We start from the raw sequence: 21,272 nt of genomic DNA, 5'->3' as shown, positions 1-21,272 counted from the left end.
TTAGTTCTTCGTGGTGGAGTTCGGCCACCAGTTGACGGCTTCGATGGAGCCCTGGCTGGAGTTGTCACCGCTTGCCGAAACCGCGGCCGAGGCAGAAAAGCCTGCGGCAGCCAGCGCGCCGGCGACGAGGAGTGTTGCGAGGGTTTTCTTCATTTAGAACTCCTGATACGTAAGTGGCTGATGTGACTTATGTGATGCACGATTAGTATAGGGGCATCCGACACGCCGTTGTATAACAATTTTCCCGGAACGCCAACGGGTATGTTATTTGCGCGTACCCGGGCAACTCTTTGGACCCCTGCCGCGGGCGTCATGCTTGCGCGTTCTGTACCAAATCGCTTCCCAAGCAACGGATAATTGAGCCATGCAACAAAACTCCGTTTCGCCGTCGTATGTCGCCGCCGAGCTGCAGGCGCGGAAAGACCGGTCCAATCACGACTTCAGCAAGGCTGCCAGCAGCGCGAAGGATGCCGCGGAAATTGCCCGCTTGGATGGGGATCTGGCCTCGTGGTGGAACATGACGTTTTTCCAAGCGGAAAATCTCTTGGACGCGGAGGACTTTGACGAATGTGCTGAACTGGCGGCCGACTTGGTCAATGGGCCCCGCGCTACGACCGCATGCCATGACAAGGCACGAACGTACATTCTTCTGGCCATGGCCAGGCAGGGAGCCGGATTACTGGAGCAGGCCGCAGATGCGGCCCGGGCAGCCGTGGACCTGGTTTCAGACGAATCAGACGTGGAAACAAACGTCAAGGCGAGGCAGGCGCTGATCGCGGCACTGGCGGACATCGGGCGGCTTGATGAGGCATGGACCGAATGCCTTGCCTTGGCGGATGTGATTTCTGCCGAAGTTGATGACCAACTGGTGGGCAAGGCGTACTGGGTCATCGGCAATGTCGCCTTTCTCTGCAATAAAGTGCAGGAGGGGCTGGACTATCATGAGCTCGCGGCGGCGACCTTCTCGCCGGCGAGGAACCTTGATATCTGGGCGAAATTCAACAAGGCCTCGGCCGCGATGCGTCTGGCCGCCGATGTCGCCGATGCGGACACCTTGCGCTGCATCGAGCGGGCGGAATTGGCGACGGACGTTATCGGCGGAAGTGCGAACGATTTCCTGCTGATGAGGCTGAACCGTGGCCACTGGAACTATCTGGCCGGCGACTTCGAAGCCGCCATCGAGATTCTCGAGGGTGTTTGCGCCGAGGCTGACAACACCTCGCCCCAGATCCTCGGCGAAGCTTGCCTGCTGCTCGGCCGTGCACATGAAGCTATCGGAGACCATCCCGCGAGCCGGGAACACCTGCTGAAGGCTGCCGGATATTTCGAGGCGTCAGGCGCCCAGCAACGCGCGGACCAGGCGCGGGATTTCCTGGCCGCCGAGTCCTGAGGCCTGCGGCCGTGGTCAGGTCTGGGCATGTCCCGTCGCGGGAGCCGCCGGGGAGGCGTGTTTCCGCCCGAGGAACACCGCGGTGCCGCCAGCCACGAGGCTCAGCACCAGCAGTACCCAGCCGGCCACGGTGAGCCCGGACGCCAACGCAACCTGGCCGGCGTCGAGCGCGTCCGCGGACATCATCGCGTCGATGACCCCGTTGGCCCAGAGCCGGACGACGGCAAAGAGGATCGGCACGGCCCAGAGCGCCCAGCGCAGCGGCTTGCGGGCCACGTTCGCTCCGATCAGCAGCAACCAGCTGAAGCCGAATATCAGCGGGAAGAGCATGCCCGCCGTCTTGTGCACATAGTTGAGCTGCCCGCGGGCGTCCCCGTCCATTGCGGACCGCAGTTGCTCCACATAGCCCTGGTCAAAGCCCCCGATGAGGGAATCCGGCATGGCCAGGCCGCCGGAGAGCTGTGTGAGTTGGTTCAGGGTGAGCAGGTGGACGTACCAGAACAGGAAAAGGCTGGCCACGACCCCGGCAATGACGATCAGATTGCTGTTGTTCTGGGCTTTCTGCGGAGTCCTGCTGGTGCTGGGGTTGATCACCGACGGCAGCTGGTGCTGGGGGACGGCTGCGTTGGCGCCGTGCTTCTTGATCCGCTGTGCGGGTGTCTTGGCCATGGCTCCATTATCGTCCGTCCCGGTAGGCTCGTCTGCCGCGGCCCGCGCCGATAGTCTGGGACGCGTGACCGAACTAGGAAAACACCGACTTGGCCGACACAGCACCGCTGAACTCGACCCCGCCCTGGATGACTACCAGCTCGCCGAGGCGCTGGTGCGCGAAGCCGGCACGCTGGCACTGCTGATGCGGCAGGCCGGGCTGGAGGGGCGGCAGAAAACGTCCGTCTCCGACGTCGTCACGGCCGCCGATCATGCCGCTGAGGCGTATGTGCTCGAACAGCTCCAGCGCTGCCGTCCCGACGACGGCATCCTGGGCGAAGAAGGCTCCTCCGTGGCGGGCCGCAGCGGCCGGACCTGGGTCATCGACCCCGTCGACGGGACCTACAACTTCCTGCACGGGTCCACCTACTGGTGCTCCGCGATCGCCCTCAAGGACGGCTCCGGCGTGCTGCTTGGCGCGGTCTTCCAGCCGGAGGAGGACAAGCTCTGGCTCGGCGGGACGTCGCGGCATGCAACGCTCAACGGGGACCGGCTGGCCACCTTCGGGCCCGCTGGTTCCGCGGGCGGGAGCCGGTCAGACACGCCGCTGTCCGAGCTCGGCGCCGCCACCTACATCCATCCCACCTGGCTCGCCGACCCGATGTGCGCCATGCCCTGGCACGCCGCCGCGACCTCCGCCGCCGCGCTCCGTATGTTCGGCTCGGGGTCCTGCGACCTCAGCCGGGTGGCCGACGGCGAGCTGGGTTGCTGGTTCCAGCACAGCTGCCCGGAATGGGACTGGCTGCCCGGCCAGGCGATCGTACTCGCGGCGGGCGGCGCGGCCGACGTCGTCCGGGTCAATGGGCTCGACTGGTTCCTCGCGGGGGGCACGACGGCGGTCCGGCAGCTTCGTGCCGCGCTCGAGTCAGGCTCCGTGGCCTAGATCCGGGTGCGGACGCCACCGTCAGCGGCACCGCCTAGACTTGTAGGCACCATGGATATGTTGTTTGACCCTTACGCTGACGGACCCTTCCAAGCTGCCTCCCAGGCGGGGGCGCCCAGCAGGTCTCCGGCGGGGGCATCCGCCGGGAATGGAATGGCGGCCTTCGACCCGGCGGCCAGCTTCGGATCAAACCTGGCAGATTCAGCAGACCCGGACCGTCCGGCGCTCCCCACCGCGGAGGAGCTCCTGCAGGGGCTCAACCCACAGCAGGAGGAAGCGGTCAGGCACACAGGCAGCGCCCTGCTGATCATCGCCGGCGCCGGCTCAGGCAAGACGCGCGTGCTCAGCCACCGGATCGCCTACCTCATCGCGACGGGACGCGCCCACCATGGCGAGATCCTGGCCATCACCTTCACCAACAAGGCCGCGGCCGAAATGCGCGAGCGGGTCGAAGGCCTTGTCGGCGGCCGGGCCAAGACCATGTGGGTATCCACCTTCCACTCCTCCTGCGTCCGGATCCTGCGGCGCGAGGCCAAGAACGTCGGCCTGAATTCCAACTTCTCCATCTACGATTCCGCGGATTCGCTGCGCCTGATCACCCTCGTGGCCAAGAACCTCGACCTGGACCCCAAGAAGTTCGCGCCCAAGGCCATCCAGCACAAGATTTCCGCGCTCAAGAACGAGCTGATCGACGCTGATTCCTACGCCTCCAGCGCCAACTACAACGACCCTTTCGAACAGTCCGTTGCCGAGGTGTTCAAGGGCTACACCCAGCGTCTGCGCCAGGCCAACGCGATGGACTTCGATGACCTGATCGCCGAGACCGTCTACATGTTCCGCGCCTTTCCGGCGCTGGCGGACTCCTACCGTCGCCGCTTCCGGCATGTCCTCGTGGACGAATACCAGGACACCAACCACGCCCAGTACGCCCTGGTCCGTGAGATCGTCGGTGAGGGCCCCGGCGCGGCCGAGCTCACCGTCGTCGGCGATTCGGACCAGTCGATCTACGCCTTCCGCGGCGCTGATATCCGCAACATCGTGGAATTCGAGAAGGACTACCCGGACACCCGCACCATCAAGCTCGAGCAGAACTACCGCTCCACCCAGACGATCCTCAGCGCCGCCAACTCGGTCATCTCCCGCAACCCCAACCGGCCCGAGAAACGGCTCTGGACGGCGGAGGGTGACGGCGAAAAGATCGTCGGCTATGTCGGCGAGAACGAGCACGACGAGGCCCAGTTCATCGCCAAGGAAATCGACCGGCTGCAGGACGAGGGCAATCTTCGTCCCGGCGACGTCGCGATCTTCTACCGCACCAACGCCCAGTCCCGCTCGATCGAAGACGTCCTGGTGCGGGTCGGCCTGCCCTACAAGGTGGTGGGGGGTACGCGCTTCTACGAGCGCAAGGAAATCAAGGACGCGCTCGCCTACCTCCGCGTCCTGGTCAACCCGGACGATGACGTCAACCTCCGCCGGATCCTCAACGAACCCAAGCGCGGCATCGGCGACCGCGCCGAGGGCGCCGTCGCCTCCCTCGCGCAGCGCGACCGGATCTCCTTTATGGCGGCCGCCCGGCGCGCGGACGAGGCGCCCGGCATGGCGACCCGCTCGGTCAACGCAGTGCTGGGTTTCGTGAAACTGCTCGACGACCTGGCCGAGGTGGCTGCCGGCTCCGGCGCGGCTGCAGCCCTGGAAGCCGTGCTGGAGCAGACCGGCTACCTCGCCGGCCTGCGGTCCAGCACCGACCCCCAGGACGAATCCCGCGTGGAAAACCTCGCCGAGCTCGTCGCCGTCGTGCGCGAATACGAACGGGACAACCCCGAAGGGTCCCTCGGCGCCTTCCTGGAGCAGGTGTCCCTCGTGGCCGACGCCGACCAGATCCCGGATGCCCCGGCCGGATCGGCCGAGGACGCAGCGGCCGCCGTCGCCGAGGCCAGGCGGCTGGGCGTTGTCACCCTGATGACGCTGCACACCGCCAAGGGGCTGGAGTTCCCGGTGGTGTTCCTCACCGGCATGGAACATGGACTGTTCCCGCACCAGCGGTCCGCGACCGACCCCAAGGAACTGGCCGAGGAGCGCCGGTTGGCCTACGTGGGCCTGACCCGGGCCCGGAAGCGCCTGTACCTGACACGCTCCGAGGTGCGCAGCATGTGGGGCCAGAGCCAGTACAACCCCGCGAGCCAGTTCATCGAGGAGATCCCGGCCGAGCTGGTGGAATGGAAACGGGAAGGCACCAGCCGCCAGACCGGCGGCTGGGGGAGCGGAGCGCCGATCGGTTCGAGCCGCTACGGCGGGTCCTTCTGGGGAGCCGGCACCGCCCGCGGCTCCGGGGCAGGCGCGACCGCAGGCTTCAACGCCGACGTCCCGGCCGCGATCGCCAAGAACCGGGTCCAGCCGCAAAAGGAAATAGTGGCGGTCAGCGTGGGGGACAAGGTCAACCACACGAGCTTCGGCAACGGCACCGTCCTGGCGGTGGAGGGCGCCGGGGACAAGACGGTCGCCAAGGTGAAGTTCGACGTCGGCGAGAAGCGGCTCCTGCTCCGCTACGCGCCACTGACCAAGCTCGACGCCTGAGCACACCCGGTGCCCGGACGCTGCCGCTCCGTCATCCGGATGACGGCGCCGACGGGACCGTTACGCAGTATTCTCCGGCGCCGGGAAACAGGCGCGCCGCCGCCACCGGGAGCCCCAAAAACCCCGTAATCTAGGGGTTTTTCTACGCTCAATAGAATAGTGTCCTTCCTCACATAACGGGTACTCTGGGACGGGCGGCTCCGAAGGAAGGGCTAGAGTTCCCAGAGGAGCATTGCGCCGTGTGGCTCGTTTCCAAGCCTGTCGCAGGGTGCGTTTATTCCGCAGCCCGGTAACCGCGAAAACGCGGGGTCCGGCTGTACAGAAACTACTTCGACGTAGAAGGACACTAACCCGTGGACCTGTTTGAATATCAGGCGCGCGATATGTTCGAGGCGCACGGTGTACCCGTGCTTGCTGGCATCGTGGCGTACACCCCTGAAGAAGCAAAGGCAGCTGCCGAGAAAATCGGCGGCGTAACTGTCGTAAAGGCGCAGGTCAAGGCCGGAGGCCGCGGCAAGGCCGGAGGCGTCAAGGTCGCCAAGACCGCCGACGAGGCGCTTGAACACTCCACCAACATCCTCGGCATGGACATCAAGGGCCACACCGTTCACAAGGTGATGATTGCCCAGGGTGCGGATATCGCCGAGGAATACTACTTCTCCGTCCTCCTGGACCGGGCCAACCGCAACTACCTGGCCATGTGCTCGGTTGAAGGCGGCATGGAAATCGAGCAGCTCGCCGTCGAGCGTCCCGATGCCCTGGCCAAGATCTCGATCGACCCGGCCGTCGGCATCGACCAGGCCAAGGCCGACGAAATCGTTGCTGCCGCAGGCTTCGCTGAGGAACTGCGCGGCAAGGTCGCCGGCGTGATCCTGAAGCTCTGGGACGTTTTCAAGAAGGAAGACGCCACCCTCGTTGAGGTCAACCCGCTGGTCCTGACCGGCGCCGGTGACATCGTTGCCCTCGACGGCAAGGTCTCGCTGGACGAAAACGCCGGATTCCGCCACCCGCACCACGCGGAGCTGGAAGACAAGGAAGCCGCTGACCCGCTCGAGGCCAAGGCCAAGGCCCAGGACCTCAACTACGTCAAGCTGGACGGCTCCGTGGGTATCATCGGTAACGGTGCCGGCCTGGTCATGTCCACCCTGGACGTCGTTGCCTACGCCGGTGAAAACCACGGCAACGTCAAGCCCGCCAACTTCCTGGACATCGGCGGTGGAGCTTCCGCAGAGGTCATGGCTGCCGGCCTCGACGTCATCCTCGGCGACGAGCAGGTCAAGTCCGTGTTCGTCAACGTCTTCGGTGGCATCACCGCCTGTGACGCCGTCGCCAAGGGCATCGTCGGCGCACTGGCCGAGCTGGGCTCCTCCGCGAACAAGCCGCTGGTAGTCCGCCTCGACGGCAACAACGTTGAGGAAGGCCGCCGCATCCTGGCCGAGGCCAACCACCCGCTGGTTACCCTGGCCGCCACCATGGACGAGGGCGCCGACAAGGCTGCCGAGCTCGCCAACGCAGCGAAGTAAAGGGACCCGACTATGTCTATTTATCTGAACAAAGACTCCAAGGTCATCGTCCAGGGCATCACCGGCGGCGAAGGCACCAAGCACACCGCGCTCATGCTGAAGGCGGGCACCAACATCGTCGGCGGCGTCAACGCCCGCAAGGCCGGCACCTCGGTCCTGCACGGCGACAAGGAAATCACCGTCTTCGGCACCGTCAAGGAAGCCATCGCCGAGACCGGCGCCGACGTCTCCATCGTCTTCGTGCCGCCGGCCTTCACCAAGGACGCCGTCGTTGAAGCCATCGAGGCAGGCATCGGCCTCGTCGTCGTCATCACCGAAGGCGTGCCGGTCCAGGACTCTGCCGAGTTCTGGGCACTGGCCCAGTCCAAGGTCGACGCCGACGGCAAGCAGGTCACCCGCATCATCGGGCCGAACTGCCCCGGCATCATCACCCCGGGTGAGGCCCTCGTCGGCATCACCCCGGCGAACATCACGGGCAAGGGCCCCATCGGCCTCGTCTCCAAGTCGGGCACCCTGACCTACCAGATGATGTACGAACTGCGCGACCTGGGCTTCTCCACCGCCATCGGCATCGGAGGAGACCCTGTCATCGGCACCACCCACATCGATGCCCTCGAAGCCTTCGAAGCCGACCCGGAGACCAAGGCGATCGTCATGATCGGCGAAATCGGCGGCGACGCCGAGGAGCGCGCTGCCGACTACATCAAGGCCCACGTCACGAAGCCGGTTGTCGGCTACGTGGCAGGTTTCACCGCTCCGGAAGGCAAGACCATGGGCCACGCCGGCGCCATCGTCTCAGGCTCCGCGGGCACCGCACAGGCCAAGCAGGAAGCCCTCGAGGCTGCCGGTGTCAAGGTCGGCAAGACGCCGTCCGAGACCGCCAAGCTCCTGCGCGAAGTCCTCGCAAGCCTCTAGGCTCCAGGCAACACCGCTTCACGGCAACACCGCTTCACAGCAACGCGGGGTCACTTACGGCCCATCCCACTCGCTGGGATGGGCGCAAAGTGACTCCGCGTTGTTTATTTAATACGCACGACGGCGGCCAGCAGCTCCTCGAGCCGCTCGTACCCTTCGGACACGCCGCCTTCCATGCCGGACTGGGCCATTCCGTCGCGGGCCTCCAGGCTTGGGTAGACCGCGTGGGCGGCCAGCCGGGTGCGCCCGTGGCCAAGATCGTGGAAGGTCAGGAACTCGATGCTGACGACGTCCGGGTAACCGTCGAATTCGAAGGTCTGGATGGCGAGTTCGTTCTCGCGGACCGTGTGGAAGATGCCGCTGAAGGTATAGGTGTCACCGTCCGGCCCCATGTGGGTGTAGAGGTAGCTGCCGCCCGTGCGGAAATCATAGTGGTCGATGCTCATGCTCATCCGCCGCGGCCCGAGCCACTGCGCAATCAGTCCGGGGTCCTTGTGCGCCCGGAAGACCTCAGTTACCGGAAAATCGAAGTCGCGTTCGAAGTCGATGAAGGGCAGTCCCACGGGAACTGTCAGTGTCAGTGCATTGCTCATGATGTGTCCTTTGCCTGTGCGCCGCTGGCAGCGGCGTTGGATCGCAGCACGGCGTCAAGGCTGCGGAACTGCCCCTCGCGGACCAGCCGGTACTGGTCGATCCATGCGGTGAGCGCATCCAGCCGTGCGGGATTCAGGTGGACGGGCCGGCGCTGGGCGTCACGGGTGCGCGTGACCAAGTGCGCCTGCTCGAGGACCTGGATGTGTTTCGAGACCGCCTGCTTGGTGATCGCGAAAGGTTCCGCCAGTTCGTTGACGGTTGCCGGTCCCCGGCTGAGCCGGGAAATGATGCGACGACGGATCGGGTCGGCCAGGGCCAGGAAGGCGGCGTCGAGGAAATCGTCGTCGTGTTCGTCCATTGCGTGCCTCCTCGCCCGGAATCCGGCATTCAAGCGGCTAATCATCTGGGTCAGCAACTGGGTCAACAACTGCGCTATCACCTGGTCAGCAACCTACTAATCAACCGATTCATTGATCAACCTCCAGGTTGCTAACGCTACGCCGCACCGCCGGCCTGCGCAATACCCCAACGCGGGGTCACTTCGCGCCCATCCCGGGGCCTGTGATGGGCGCGAAGTGACCCCGCGTTGCTGTGGGCCGGCTGAAAACCTTGTATCGCCTCGTCAAAGTTTGTTAGTATGTCAGGACAAACTATTTAAGGAGAAGCGAGTGCCTCTCGTGCGAATCGACATCAATCAGGGCCGCACACCGGAGCAGCTCCAGGTGCTCAGCCAGGGCGTCCACGCTGCGATCGTGGCCGAATACGGCATTCCGGTGCGGGACTACTTCCACATATTGACCGAACATCCCGCGGGGCAGATAGTCGCCCAGGATGCCGGGCTCGGCTTCGAGCGGACGCCGGATGTTGTGATGATCCAGATCTTCACCCAGGCCGGGCGCAGCCAGCTGGCCAAGCAGTCCCTGTTTGCCGCCGTCGCGGAGAAGCTGGCCGCCGTGGGGGTCTGTGGCGAGGACGTCTTCATTGGATATGTCGAAAACACCGCGGGGGACTGGTCGTTCGGGTTCGGGCAGGCCCAGTACGTTACCGGCGAACTTGGAGTCCCCGGCACGTAGCCGCATGGCGCCGCTGCAGCGGCCAGGCAGCCGCGCCGCGGACCGGTTCAGTCCCTCTGTGTCATGTTGTAAATATGTCAGTACAAACCTTTGACAGGACATTGATTCTAGGGCAAAGTAGTGGATGTGGCCCGGCTCACGCCGGCCCCTAAGCAACGAAGCTCAGGCTGCGCAAAGGTACCGAGTTCACACCAGAAAGGTCCACGATCACCGTGACCCACGAACTGCTCACGATCGGGCGCATCAGCGTTGATATCTACCCGAATGACATCGGGGTGGATCTGGAGGATGTCGTATCCTTCGGAAAGTACCTTGGCGGATCCCCGTCCAACGTAGCGGTCGCCGCTGCCCGCCATGGCCGCCGCACCGCCGTCATCAGCCGCACGGGCGACGATGCCTTCGGCAAATACCTGCACCGCGAACTGCGCAAGTTCAACGTGGACGATTCCTTCGTTACCGCAGTCAAGGAATGGCCCACCGCGGTCACGTTCTGCGCGATCAAGCCGCCGGAAGACTTCCCGCTCTACTTCTACGGACGTTTCCCCACCGCACCGGACCTGCAGATCAAGGCCGAGGAACTGGACCTGGAGGCCATCAGGGACGCCGGAATCTTCTGGTCAACTGTCACCGGCCTCTGCCAGGAGCCCAGCCGCACCGCCCATATCAAGGCCCACGAGGCGCGTCCCCGCACCGGGCTGAAGCCCGGCCAGTTCACCATCCTGGACCTCGACTACCGGCCGATGTTCTGGGCCTCCGAAACCGAAGCCCGGGAACAGGTCGCCAGGATCCTGCCGCACGTCACCGTCGCGATCGGCAACGACAAGGAATGCGCCGTCGCCGTCGGCGAAGGCACCCCGGACGAACAGGCGGACCGGCTGCTCGCGGCCGGCGTCGAAATCGCCGTCGTCAAGCTCGGCCCGGAAGGAGTGATGGCGAAGACCCGCACCGAACGCGTCGTCTCCGCGCCGGTGCCGGTGGAAACCGTCAACGGCCTTGGCGCCGGCGACTCCTTCGGCGGAGCGTTCTGCCACGGGCTGCTCTCCGGCTGGCCGCTGGCCCAGGTGCTCGATTTCGCCAACGCCGCCGGCGCCATCGTCGCCTCCCGCCTGTCCTGCGCCGACGCGATGCCGACGCCGGAAGAAGTCATGGGACTGCTCGCCGAACGCGGCCGCCTGGTGCCGGGTGCCTACGCCACCGAAGGAGCAACATTGTGAGTGTCAACCCAGCCGCTGCAACCCTCGCGGTGGACGATGATCCCCGCCGCTACGAGCACCTGAGCATCATCCGGCTCGAAGACCCGGACGCGATCGCCCGCGCCGCGAAGGCCCGCCGCCGCCACCCCGGCGTCAAGGCCGGCAAACAGAACTTCATCGTCGCCGCCGACCACCCCGCCCGCGGGGCGCTCGCGGTCGGCAGCGATCCCGTCGCGATGGCCGACCGCCGCCAGCTTCTGGACCGCCTGCAGATCGCACTGGCCAACCCGGAGGTTGACGGTGTCCTGGCCTCGCCGGACATCATGGACGACCTCCTCCTGCTCGGCGCGCTCGAGGGCAAGCTGCTCTTCGGCTCGATGAACCGCGGCGGGCTCTCCGGACTGGTCAACGAATTCGATGACCGCTTTACCGGCCACACGGCCGCCGCCCTTGAAGCCCTGGGAGCCGACGGCGGCAAGATGCTCACCCGCATCTGCCTCGGCGACCCGGACACGGTGGCCACCCTCGAAGCAACCGCGAGGGCGATTGACTCGCTCGCCGCGCGCAAGCTGATCGCCATGGTGGAGCCGTTCCTCTCCGTCCGGGAGAACGGCAGGGTCCGCAACGACCTCTCCACCAACGCCGTCATCAAGTCAGTGGCCATCGCCGAAGGCCTGGGCGCCAGCAGCGCTTACACCTGGATGAAGCTCCCCGTGGTGGCCGGGATGGAACGCGTCATGGCGTCCACCACGATGCCGACCGTGCTCCTCGGCGGAGACCCGGAGGGCAGCCAGGAGGACGTATTCGCCAGCTGGCAGGCTGCGCTCGCCCTGCCGGGCGTCCAGGGCCTCACCGTCGGCCGGACCCTGCTCTACCCGCACGACGGCGACGTCGCCGGCGCCGTCGCAACCGCTGCCTCGCTGTTGCACCACGCCGACCCCACTCAAACCGAATCCGCCCGCCCCGGATCCGCCCGAACCGCAGAAGCATCGGAGTAACTTCCCATGGGAATGAGAACTGCCTCAGGAACACGCAGAATGACGGTCGCCCAGGCCGTCGTCGAATACCTGTCCCAGCAGTACACCGTCGATTCGATCGGCGGGCAGGACTTCCGGGAGCGGCTGATCCCGGGTACCTTCGGCATCTTCGGCCACGGCAACGTCGCCGGCGTCGGACAGGCCCTTAAGCAGTACCAGCAGCTCGATCCGACGATCATGCCGTACTACCAGGGCCGCAACGAACAGGCCCAGGCACATCAGGCCGTCGGCTACGCCCGGCACACCCGGCGCCGCCAGACCTTCGCGATCAGCACCTCGATCGGACCGGGTTCCTCGAACCTGCTCACCGGCGCGGCGCTGGCCACGACCAACCGGCTGCCGGTGCTCCTGCTCCCCAGCGACACCTTCGCCACCCGTGCCGCGGACCCCGTACTGCAGCAACTGGAACGCCCGGAAGCCTACGACATCACCGTCAACGACGCCTTCCGGCCGCTGTCGAAGTTCTTCGACCGGGTCTCCCGTCCTGAGCAGCTGTTTTCCGCGTTCCACCACGGCCTCCGCGTCCTCACCGACCCGGCCGAGACCGGGGCAGTGACGATCTCGCTGCCCCAGGACGTCCAGGCCGAAGCCTTCGACGTGCCCGAGGAATTCCTCGCCGAACGCGAATGGCGGATCCGCCGCCCCGACGCCGACGACGAGGACATCCGCCGCGCCGCGGCGGCGATCCGCGCCGCGAAGTGCCCGCTGATCATCGCCGGCGGCGGCGTGCTCTACGCCTATGCCAACGAGGAGCTGGCCAAGTTCGTGGAACTGACCGGCATCCCGGTGGGCAACACCCAGGCCGGGGTCGGCGTCCTGCCCTGGGACCACAAGTACTCGCTCGGCGCGATCGGCTCCACCGGCACGACGGCGGCCAACGCCATCGCCGCCGTTGCGGACCTCATCATCGGCATCGGCACCCGCTACGAGGACTTCACGACGGCGTCCCGGACCGCGTTCCAGAACCCGGACGTGAAGTTCATCAACATCAACGTCGCGCCGATCGACGCCTACAAGCACGGCACCGCCCTGCCGATCGTCGCGGATGCCCGGAAGGCCCTGGTCAAGCTGAACCAGGCCCTCGGCGGCTACCGGATCGGCGCCGACCTGGAGCAGCGGATCACGGCGGAAAAGACACGCTGGAACGCCACCGTGGATGAGGCCTTTGACACCCGGTTTACGCCGCTGCCGGCGCAGAACGAGATCATCGGCGCCACCAGCCGGGCCATGGACGCCCAGGATGTTGTCATCTGCGCCGCAGGTTCCCTGCCGGGGGACCTGCACAAGATGTGGCGTGTCCGGGATCCGTTCGGCTACCACGTCGAATATGCCTACTCGTGCATGGGCTACGAAATCCCCGGCGGCCTCGGCGTCAAGCGCGCGGCGCTGGCCGAGGCCGCGAAGGGCGGGGCGCAACGCGACGTCGTCGTGATGGTGGGGGACGGCTCCTACCTGATGATGCACACCGAACTCGTCACCGCCGTCGCCGAGCGGATCAAGCTGATCGTGGTCCTGATCCAGAACCACGGCTACGCATCGATCGGCTCGCTCTCCGAGTCCCTGGGCTCCCAGCGCTTCGGCACCCAATACCGGGCCCTGGATGAGGAGCACCACAGCTTCGACGACGGCGAGAGGCTCCCCGTGGACCTGGCCCTGAACGCCGAAAGCCTCGGCGTGAAGGTGATCCGGATCGACCCGGGGGAGAAGGTCATCGCCGAGCTCGAGCAGGCCATCCGCGACGCCAAGGCCGCGCCTGAGCGCAGCGGGCCCATCCTGATCCATGTTGAATCCGACCCGCTGCTGGACGCCCCGAGCTCCGAGTCCTGGTGGGATGTCCCGGTCTCCCAGGTCTCCGAGCTCGATTCCACCAAACAGGCCTTCCAGGCCTACGTCGACCACAAGAGCCGCCAGCGCAAGCTGCTGGGCTGACCCCGGCCCCTGAGCCACCCCAGTATCCAACCCCCAAGGACATTCCCATGACGACCAGCACCATCACCAAGACCATCCACCACTTCATCAACGGTGCCGAGACCGCCGGCGTTGGCAGCCGCACCCAGTCCGTCTACAACCCCGCCACCGGCGCCGTCTCCGCAGAGCTGCGGCTGGCGAACCGGGCCGACCTGGACACCACGGTTGCCGCCGCCCGCGCCGCCGCAGATTCCTGGGGCGACATCTCCCTGGCCAAGCGCACCGCCGTCCTGTTCAAGTTCCGCGAACTCGTCGCGGCCCACATGGACGAGCTCGCCGAACTGATCACCGCCGAGCACGGCAAGGTCCTCTCAGACGCCAAGGGCGAGATCGCCCGCGGCCTCGAGGTCGTTGAGTTCGCCTGCGGCATCCCGCAACTGCTCAAGGGCGACTACTCCGACCAGGTCTCCACCGGCATCGACGTCTTCTCCTTCCGCGAGCCCCTCGGCGTCGTCGCCGGCATCACCCCGTTCAACTTCCCCGTCATGGTGCCGCTGTGGATGGCGCCGATGGCCATCGCCACCGGCAACGCCTTCATCCTCAAGCCCTCCGAACGCGACCCCTCCGCCTCGATGCTGCTGGCCAAGCTCTGGAAGGAGGCCGGCCTGCCCGACGGCGTCTTCCAGGTCCTGCACGGCGACAAGGAAACCGTCGAAGGCCTGCTGACCCACCCGGACGTGGACGGCATCTCCTTCGTCGGCTCCACCCCCATCGCGAAGTACGTCCACGAAACCGCCACCGCCCACGGCAAGCGCGTCCAGGCCCTGGGCGGCGCGAAGAACCACGCGATCATCCTGCCCGACGCCGACCTCGACAACGCCGCCGACCACCTCGCCGCCGCCGCCTTCGGTTCCGCCGGCGAGCGCTGCATGGCCATCTCGGTTGCCGTCGCAGTCGGCGAGGCCGCCGACCTCCTGGTCAAGAAGGTCGAAGAACGCGCGCTCGCCGTCAAGGTCAACAACGGCACCGCGCCGGACGCCGAAATGGGCCCGGTCATCACCCAGGCCTCCAAGGAACGTATCGTGAAGATCGTCACCGAGGCCGAAACGGCCGGGGCCGCCATGGTGGTGGACGGCCGCGGCCTCGTGGTCCCCGGCCACGAAGAGGGATTCTGGGTCGGCCCTACCGTCCTGGACCACGTCAAGACCGGAATGACCGCCTACACCGAGGAAATCTTCGGCCCCGTCCTCGTCGTGGTCCGGGTGGAGGACCTGGACGCCGGGATCGCCCTGATCAACGCCAACCCCTACGGGAACGGCACCGCGATCTTCACCTCCTCCGGCGCCAACGCCCGCAAGTTCCAGCGCTCCGTCACGGTGGGGATGATCGGTATCAACGTGCCGCTGCCCGTGCCGGTGGCCTACCACTCCTTCGGCGGCTGGAAGGCCTCGCTGTTCGGCGACAAGCACATCTATGGCCCGGAAGGTGTCTCCTTCTACACCCGCGGCAAGGTCGTCACCTCACGCTGGCCCGAGCCCACCCACGCCTCCGGCGCCTCCTACAACTTCCCCTCCAACTAATCCCCACCCCCCCCAACTGGCTGGCATTAGTTGTCGTTATGAGCCCTCAAAACGACAACAACTGCGAGTCAGTTGGGTTAGCCGGCCAGGGAACCCTGGCGGCGTGGGCCCAAACCACCAGCAGACACAAGGATTGAGCAATGACTGAGAACAAGCTGATCATCGGCACCGCGCCGGACTCCTGGGGCGTCTGGTTCCCGGATGACCCGAAGCAGACCCCGTGGGAACGTTTCCTCGACGAAGTCGCCGAATCCGGCTACAAATGGATCGAACTCGGCCCCTACGGCTACCTCCCCACCGACCCTTCCCGGCTGGCCGAGGAACTCAAGGCCCGCGACCTGAAAATCTCGGCCGGCACGGTGTTCACTGCCTTCCACCGGGGCCTGGACCAGTGGGAAACCGCGTGGGAACCGGCCCGCAAGGTCGCCGAGCTCACCGCCGCGATGGGCGGGGAACACATCGTGGTCATCCCCGCGATGTGGCGCGACGACGTCACCGGCGAGGCCGTGGAGAGCGGCCAGCTCACCGAAAAGGCCTGGAGCGATCTCTTCACCGGCCACAACCGCCTCGGCAAGACCCTGCTGGAGGACTTCGGCCTGAAGCAGCAGTTCCACTCCCACGCCGACTCCCATGTCGGCGCGCAGGAGGACATCGAGACCCTGCTCGCCGCCACAGACTCCAAGCACCTCAACCTGTGCCTGGACACCGGCCACGCCGAATACTGCGGGGCATCCAGCCTCGACCTGATCAAGAACTATCCGGACCGGATCGGCTACCTGCACCTCAAGCAGATCAACCCGGACATCCTCAAAAAGGTCAACGTGGAAGATATGACCTGGGCCGCCGCCAACCTCGCCGGCGTCATGACCGAACCGCCCAACGGGCTGCCGGACCTGCGCGCCGTGATCGAGGCCGTCGAGGCCCTGGACCGGCCGATCTTCGGCATCGTGGAACAGGACATGTACCCCGTGGCCTTTGACGTCCCGATGCCGATCGCCAAGCGCACCCGGAACTACCTGCTCTCCTGCGGCTCCCGCACCGCTGTCAACTAGAACTGAGGACAAGATCATGACCAAGACCCTCCGCGTAGCCGTCATCGGCGCAGGCCGTATGGGCGCAGACCACATCCAGCGGCTCAACACCCGCATCCACGGCGCGGAAGTTGCCGCCGTCGTCGACGTCGACCTTGCCCGGGCCCAGGCGGCCATCGAAGGCATCCCGGGCGCCGTCGCCCTGGCCGACGCCGACGAAGCGCTCAACAACGGCGACGTCAACGCCGTGCTGATCGCCACCCCCGGCTTCCTGCATGAGGACATCCTGCTCAAGGCGATCGCCAAGGACATCCCGATCCTCTGCGAGAAGCCGCTGACCCCGGACGCCGCATCCGCCTGGAAGATCGTCGAGGCCGAGGAAAAGCTGGGCCACCAGCGCATCCAGGTCGGCTTCATGCGCCGCTTCGACGCCGAATATGCCGCCCTGGGCAAGATCATCCGCGATTCCGAACTCGGCGAGCTGCTCATGCTGCACCACCAGCACCGCAACCCCACCACTCCCGCGGGCTTCACCAACGAAATGCTGATCAACGACTCCGTGGTCCACGAATTCGACGCGATCCGCTACTTCACGGGTGAGGAAATCACCTCCGTCCAGGTCCGCCTCGGCAAGGCCACCCGGAACGCCCCGGCCGGCCAGCACGACCCGCAACACGTGCTGATCGAGACCGAGTCCGGCGTCCTGGCCGACGTCGAGATCTACGTCAACGCCAAGTTCGGCTACGAAGTAGCCACCCAGGCCTCCTTCGAGGACGGCATCGTCAGCATCGGCGGGGACCAAGGACCGTACACCCGCAGCAATGGCCACTGGGGCGGCAACATCACCCCCGGCTTCGAGGAGCGCTTCGGCGCGGCATACGACGTCGAAATCCAGTCCTGGGTTGACGCCGCCCTCCGCGGCGAGATCGGCGGCCCCACTGCCTGGGACGGCTACGCCACCGCCGCCTGCTGCGAAGCCGGCGTCGAGGCGCAGAAGAACGGCGAAAAGGTCGCCGTGAAGCTGAACGCCAAGCCTGTCCTCTACCGCTAGACGCGAGCCAGCAGCAATTCCCCGCCTGATCCACAATGGAGTGTTCCCCAGTGAAAATCGCCCTTGACCCCACGCCGTTCCATCACAGCCACGGCCTCCTGGAGTTCCCCCGCGTGGTCGCGGACCTCGGCTACGAGTACATGCAGATGACCCCGCACCCGGACTTCATCCCGTTCTTCAACCACCCGAAGGCGGACGACGAGCTCGTGGCCAAGCTGGCCAAGGCCTGCAAAGACGTGGGGATCGGGATCGCCTCGGTACTGCCGGTGCTGCGCTGGTCGGGCCCGGACGAGGACGCCCGCGAGGCGGCTGTCCGCTACTGGAAGCGCGCCATCCAGATCACGGTGGACCTGGGCGTGGGCACCATGAACACCGAATTCAGCGGCCGGCCGGAGAAGGCCGAGGAGTCCGAGCGCGCCTTCTACCGATCCATGGAGGAATTGCTGCCGATCATCGAACGGGAGGGGATCGACCTGCTGATCGATCCCCACCCGGACGACTTCGTGGAGGAGGGCCTGGCCGCCATCAGGGTGATCCGGGGCCTGAACTCAAAGAACGTGGGCCTGGTCTACGTGGCCTCGCACAGCTTCCACATGAAGAATCCGCCGCTGGAGATCATGCGGGCGGCGGGGGACAAGCTCCGCCTGGTCCACGTCGCGGACACGATGGACCACCATGCCTCGCACGGTCTGCGCTACATCACCAACCCGCCCGGCAACCCGGTCCGGGTCCACCAGCACCTGAAAATCGGCGACGGCGACGTCAACTGGGAGGAGTTCTTCGGCGGCCTGAAGGAAATCGGCTTCCTCGACCGCGAGGACACCGTCATGGTCTCCAGCGTCTTCGCCGAGGATGACGACGCCGCCGAGGTCTCCCGTTACCAGCTGGAGACGATGCAGCAGCACATTGAAAAGGTGAGCGTCTGACGACGGCGGCTGCGGCCTCGTGATCCAGGCCGGTAAGCCCCGCCGCCGCGTTTCGACGCGGCGGCGGGGCTTACCGCGCGTCCGGCCTCAAGGCTCCGGCCCGGCCTAGACCCCGGTGTGCAGCCTGGGGAGGGCGTCGACCAGCGGCGCCAGCTCCGGGACCTCCTGTGCCTCGGCCAGGGCCCGCTCCAGCGTGGCGTCGTGGACCGGCCGGCTCTGCTCGAGCAGCGTGATGCCGCTGGGCGTGAGCTCGGTATAGATCCCGCGGCGGTCTTCCGCGCACAGGATCCGGGTCAGCAGGCCGCGGTCCTCGAGCCGGTTGACCAGGCGTGTCGTGGCGCTCGCGCTCAACGCCGTGGCACGGGCCAGTTGCTGCATGCGCATGTGCCAGCCGTCCTGCCGGCTCAAGGCATCCAGCACCGTGTACTCCACCACGGACAGCTGCGCTTCGGCCTGCAGGGAGCGCTCCAGTTCCGCCTCGATCAGCCCATGCAGGGCCGCCAGTGTCCGCCACCCTTGCGCGCGGACCTCGACGGCGTCGTCCTTGATGCCCATCTGATGTTCCCTTCCGATCAGCCCGCTCCGCCAAAACGGCAGGCCCTCCAAAAATAGTTGCTTGCGCGGGATAGTTGCTTGTGCAACAATAAATAACGCGTCTGCAACTAATAGCTTACGCCTCCCATACCCCTCCGCACAGTTTTGAAGGAGCTCCTCCATGCCTATCGGCCTCATTGCACTCGCCCTCGGCGGGTTCGGGATCGGACTCACCGAGTTCGTCATCATGGGCCTGCTGCCCGAGGTGGCCGCCGACTTCCGGGTCAGTGAGGCCACCGCCGGCTGGCTGATCTCCGGCTACGCGCTCGCCGTCGTCGTCGGGGCTCTTGGCCTCACCGCCGCCGTGACGCGCTTGGAACGCAAGCCGGTCCTGGCCGTGCTGATGGTGCTGTTCATTGCCGGCAACCTCGTCTCCGCCGTCGCCCCCGACTACCTGACGATGATGGTGGGCCGCGTCATCGCCGCCCTGGCGCACGGCGCGTTCTTCGGCATCGGCGCGGTGGTGGCCGCCGGTATGGTCGCGGCCAACAAGAAGGCGGGCGCCATCGCGATCATGTTCACGGGCCTGACGGCGGCCAATGTGCTGGGTGTCCCGTTCGGCACCCTGCTGGGCCAGGCCGCGGGCTGGCGCTCGACCTTCTGGGCGATCACCGGCATCGGTGTGCTGGCGCTCGCCGGCATCCTCGCCCTTGTGCCCAAAACGGGATCCGGCCAGGGGGCGGCGCCTTCTGCCGCTGGTTCTGCCGCTGGCGGTTTGCGCATCGAACTGCGTGCTTTCCGGTCCGGACAGGTCTGGCTCTCCATCGCCGTCACGATCCTCGGCTACGGCGGCATGTTCGGTGCCTTCACCTACATCGCCTTCACGCTCACCGAGGTCAGCGGTTTCTCCGCCTCCACCGTGCCGTGGCTGCTGATCCTCTTCGGTGTGGGGCTCTTCGTCGGCAACACCGTGGGCGGCAAGGCGGCGGACCGGAACGTGGACCGCACCCTGCTCGTGGTGCTCGCGGCCCTGGTACTGGTCCTCGTGGCCTTCGCGCTGACCGCCGGCAACCAGCCGATGACCATCGCGTCCATGGTGCTGCTGGGCGGCTTTGGCTTCGCCACGGTTCCCGGGCTGCAGATGCGCGTCATGAAGTACGCCAGCAGCGCGCCCACCCTGGCCTCCGGCGCCAACATCGGCGCCTTCAATGTGGGCAACGCCCTCGGGGCCTGGCTGGGCGGGGTCACCATCACGGCCGGCTTCGGCTACACCTCGCCGATCTGGGCCGGCGCCGGGATCACCGCGCTGGGCCTCGCCGTGATGGTGTTCGCGGCCGTGAATGCCAGGCGGAAGAACGACGCCGGGCGCGGCGTCCCGGAAGCCGCCGTCGAGCCGGCGGAAAGCCGGGACGGCGTCGAACTGCAGCGTCTCTAGCGGCCGAAGGGCAGGCGCGGGTCCACGTCCTTGCCTTCCCAGGTCTGCCGGATCCAGCCATGGTGCGGGTCGTCGCTGATGAGCCAGTCGCGGACCGGGCCGGGGCCGGCCATCACGTTGAGGTAATACATGTCGTAGCCGGGGGCGGCCATCGCGGGGCCGTGCCAGCCATACGGCACCAGCACAACGTCGCCGGTCCGTACCTCGGCCGAAACGTCGATGGGCCGCTCGTCGGAGGCATACACGCGCTGGTAGCCGATGGCGTCGTCGGCGCCCGGGCGCTTCGGGGCTCCCGGCGCTACCCGGGTTTCGAAGTAGTAGATCTCCTCGAGGCTGGTCTCGCCGTCCTTTTCCTCGTCGTGCTTGTGCGGGGGATAGGAGGACCAGTTGCCGGCCGGGGTAAGGACCTCGCAGACGATGAAGCGGTCGGCTTCCAGCGCCGCGGGCGTGCCGAAATTGTGGACCTGGCGGGAGCAGTTGCCTGCCCCGCGGAGCTCCACCGGCGTCTCCGCGGCCGTGATCAGGCGGGTCGGGTAGGAGGCTTTCGCCGGGGCGGTGGCAACCGCGACCCGGCCGCCGTCGGCCGACGCGATGGTCACGGCCTTGCCGGTTCCCGTATAGAGCACATCGCTGGGACCGCTGAAGACGCTCTCCCGCCCGGCCAGGGAATACGACTGGCCGTCCACGGCCGCCGTGAAGGATCCGCTGAGCGGGATCACGATGCGTTCCTCGCCGGCCGCGGCAAGCCCGACGGCGCCGCCGGCGGGGAGCGTCGCCACCTTCAGACCGGTGTGCGCCCAGCCGTCCACGGCCAGCGTGGAGTCGGCGGTGCCCAGTGAAATGTCCCAGCTGCCCTCGGCAGCGGTTCCCAGCGGATAGACCCAGTTGGCCATGGAGGTCCTCTTTCGGTTGGTGCG

Annotated in this window: 20 protein-coding genes; 14 read left to right on the top strand and 6 right to left on the bottom strand. The window is 66.5% G+C overall.

Going from position 1 to position 21,272, the window contains the following annotated elements:
- Positions 1-153 (bottom strand): hypothetical protein, encoded by a 153-nt coding sequence (locus E5206_RS19385; RefSeq protein WP_168709387.1) that lies wholly within the window; start codon positions 151-153, stop codon positions 1-3.
- 211 nt (positions 154-364) lie between these two features.
- On the opposite strand from E5206_RS19385, the gene E5206_RS18695 reads away from it, so the two are divergent.
- Complete coding sequence (locus E5206_RS18695) at positions 365-1,390, top strand: hypothetical protein (RefSeq protein WP_136323804.1); 1,026 nt, start codon at positions 365-367, stop codon at positions 1,388-1,390.
- 15 nt (positions 1,391-1,405) lie between these two features.
- On the opposite strand, the gene E5206_RS18690 is transcribed toward E5206_RS18695, so the two are convergent.
- Positions 1,406-2,059, bottom strand: coding sequence for a hypothetical protein (locus E5206_RS18690; RefSeq protein ID WP_136323803.1), 654 nt, complete (start codon positions 2,057-2,059; stop codon positions 1,406-1,408).
- A 64-nt stretch (positions 2,060-2,123) separates the two neighbouring features.
- On the opposite strand from E5206_RS18690, the gene E5206_RS18685 reads away from it, so the two are divergent.
- From E5206_RS18685 to sucD, 4 genes are all read left to right on the top strand, one after another.
- Positions 2,124-2,981, top strand: a complete 858-nt coding sequence (locus E5206_RS18685; protein WP_240689844.1) for an inositol monophosphatase family protein — start codon at positions 2,124-2,126, stop codon at positions 2,979-2,981.
- Positions 2,982-3,032: 51 nt separating this feature from the next.
- Positions 3,033-5,555 (top strand): DNA helicase PcrA, encoded by a 2,523-nt coding sequence (gene pcrA, locus E5206_RS18680; protein ID WP_136323801.1) that lies wholly within the window; start codon positions 3,033-3,035, stop codon positions 5,553-5,555.
- A gap of 353 nt (positions 5,556-5,908) precedes the next feature.
- The gene (gene sucC / locus E5206_RS18675) at positions 5,909-7,078 is read left to right on the top strand and encodes an ADP-forming succinate--CoA ligase subunit beta (protein WP_136323800.1); all 1,170 of its coding nucleotides are present in this window, start codon (positions 5,909-5,911) and stop codon (positions 7,076-7,078) included.
- A gap of 12 nt (positions 7,079-7,090) precedes the next feature.
- Complete coding sequence (gene sucD, locus E5206_RS18670) at positions 7,091-7,993, top strand: succinate--CoA ligase subunit alpha (protein ID WP_136323799.1); 903 nt, start codon at positions 7,091-7,093, stop codon at positions 7,991-7,993.
- 104 nt (positions 7,994-8,097) lie between these two features.
- Here the strand turns inward: sucD and E5206_RS18665 are convergent, their stop codons facing one another.
- Together E5206_RS18665 and E5206_RS18660 are read right to left on the bottom strand one after the other, a co-directional pair.
- Complete coding sequence (locus E5206_RS18665; RefSeq protein WP_136323798.1) at positions 8,098-8,586, bottom strand: SRPBCC family protein; 489 nt, start codon at positions 8,584-8,586, stop codon at positions 8,098-8,100.
- Positions 8,583-8,945 (bottom strand): metalloregulator ArsR/SmtB family transcription factor, encoded by a 363-nt coding sequence (locus tag E5206_RS18660; protein ID WP_136323797.1) that lies wholly within the window; start codon positions 8,943-8,945, stop codon positions 8,583-8,585. The genes E5206_RS18665 and E5206_RS18660 overlap by 4 nt, the downstream gene beginning before the upstream one ends.
- A gap of 310 nt (positions 8,946-9,255) precedes the next feature.
- Here E5206_RS18660 and E5206_RS18655 point away from each other — a divergent pair, with 310 nt between their 5' ends.
- From E5206_RS18655 to E5206_RS18620, 8 genes are all read left to right on the top strand, one after another.
- Positions 9,256-9,660, top strand: a complete 405-nt coding sequence (locus E5206_RS18655; protein WP_136323796.1) for a tautomerase family protein — start codon at positions 9,256-9,258, stop codon at positions 9,658-9,660.
- 212 nt (positions 9,661-9,872) lie between these two features.
- On the top strand, positions 9,873-10,874 hold the full coding sequence (gene iolC / locus E5206_RS18650) for a 5-dehydro-2-deoxygluconokinase (RefSeq protein WP_136323795.1): 1,002 nt from the start codon (positions 9,873-9,875) through the stop codon (positions 10,872-10,874).
- Positions 10,871-11,851: a deoxyribose-phosphate aldolase gene (locus E5206_RS18645; RefSeq protein WP_240689842.1), complete on the top strand. Its 981-nt coding sequence runs from the start codon at positions 10,871-10,873 to the stop codon at positions 11,849-11,851. Before iolC ends, E5206_RS18645 begins: the two co-directional genes overlap by 4 nt.
- Positions 11,852-11,890: 39 nt before the next feature.
- On the top strand, positions 11,891-13,819 hold the full coding sequence (gene iolD, locus E5206_RS18640; protein WP_136323794.1) for a 3D-(3,5/4)-trihydroxycyclohexane-1,2-dione acylhydrolase (decyclizing): 1,929 nt from the start codon (positions 11,891-11,893) through the stop codon (positions 13,817-13,819).
- Between the two features lie 47 nt (positions 13,820-13,866).
- Positions 13,867-15,378, top strand: coding sequence for a CoA-acylating methylmalonate-semialdehyde dehydrogenase (locus E5206_RS18635; RefSeq protein WP_136323793.1), 1,512 nt, complete (start codon positions 13,867-13,869; stop codon positions 15,376-15,378).
- 140 nt (positions 15,379-15,518) lie between these two features.
- Positions 15,519-16,430, top strand: coding sequence for a sugar phosphate isomerase/epimerase (locus tag E5206_RS18630; protein ID WP_136323792.1), 912 nt, complete (start codon positions 15,519-15,521; stop codon positions 16,428-16,430).
- A 16-nt stretch (positions 16,431-16,446) separates the two neighbouring features.
- Positions 16,447-17,460: a Gfo/Idh/MocA family oxidoreductase gene (locus E5206_RS18625; RefSeq protein ID WP_136323791.1), complete on the top strand. Its 1,014-nt coding sequence runs from the start codon at positions 16,447-16,449 to the stop codon at positions 17,458-17,460.
- A 50-nt stretch (positions 17,461-17,510) separates the two neighbouring features.
- The gene (locus E5206_RS18620; protein ID WP_136323790.1) at positions 17,511-18,386 is read left to right on the top strand and encodes a sugar phosphate isomerase/epimerase family protein; all 876 of its coding nucleotides are present in this window, start codon (positions 17,511-17,513) and stop codon (positions 18,384-18,386) included.
- Between the two features lie 105 nt (positions 18,387-18,491).
- On the opposite strand, the gene E5206_RS18615 is transcribed toward E5206_RS18620, so the two are convergent.
- Positions 18,492-18,941, bottom strand: a complete 450-nt coding sequence (locus E5206_RS18615) for a MarR family transcriptional regulator (protein WP_136323789.1) — start codon at positions 18,939-18,941, stop codon at positions 18,492-18,494.
- A gap of 160 nt (positions 18,942-19,101) precedes the next feature.
- Between E5206_RS18615 and E5206_RS18610 the strand changes: the two genes are divergently transcribed.
- Complete coding sequence (locus E5206_RS18610; RefSeq protein WP_136323788.1) at positions 19,102-20,355, top strand: MFS transporter; 1,254 nt, start codon at positions 19,102-19,104, stop codon at positions 20,353-20,355.
- Here the strand turns inward: E5206_RS18610 and iolB are convergent.
- Complete coding sequence (gene iolB / locus E5206_RS18605; RefSeq protein ID WP_136323787.1) at positions 20,352-21,248, bottom strand: 5-deoxy-glucuronate isomerase; 897 nt, start codon at positions 21,246-21,248, stop codon at positions 20,352-20,354. The genes E5206_RS18610 and iolB overlap by 4 nt on opposite strands.
- Between the last annotated feature and the right edge of the window lie 24 nt (positions 21,249-21,272).

Source organism: Arthrobacter sp. PAMC25564 (assembly GCF_004798705.1).
In the GTDB taxonomy this organism is placed as follows: Bacteria; Actinomycetota; Actinomycetes; order Actinomycetales; family Micrococcaceae; genus Arthrobacter.
This window is presented reverse-complemented; position numbering and strand designations above follow the sequence as displayed.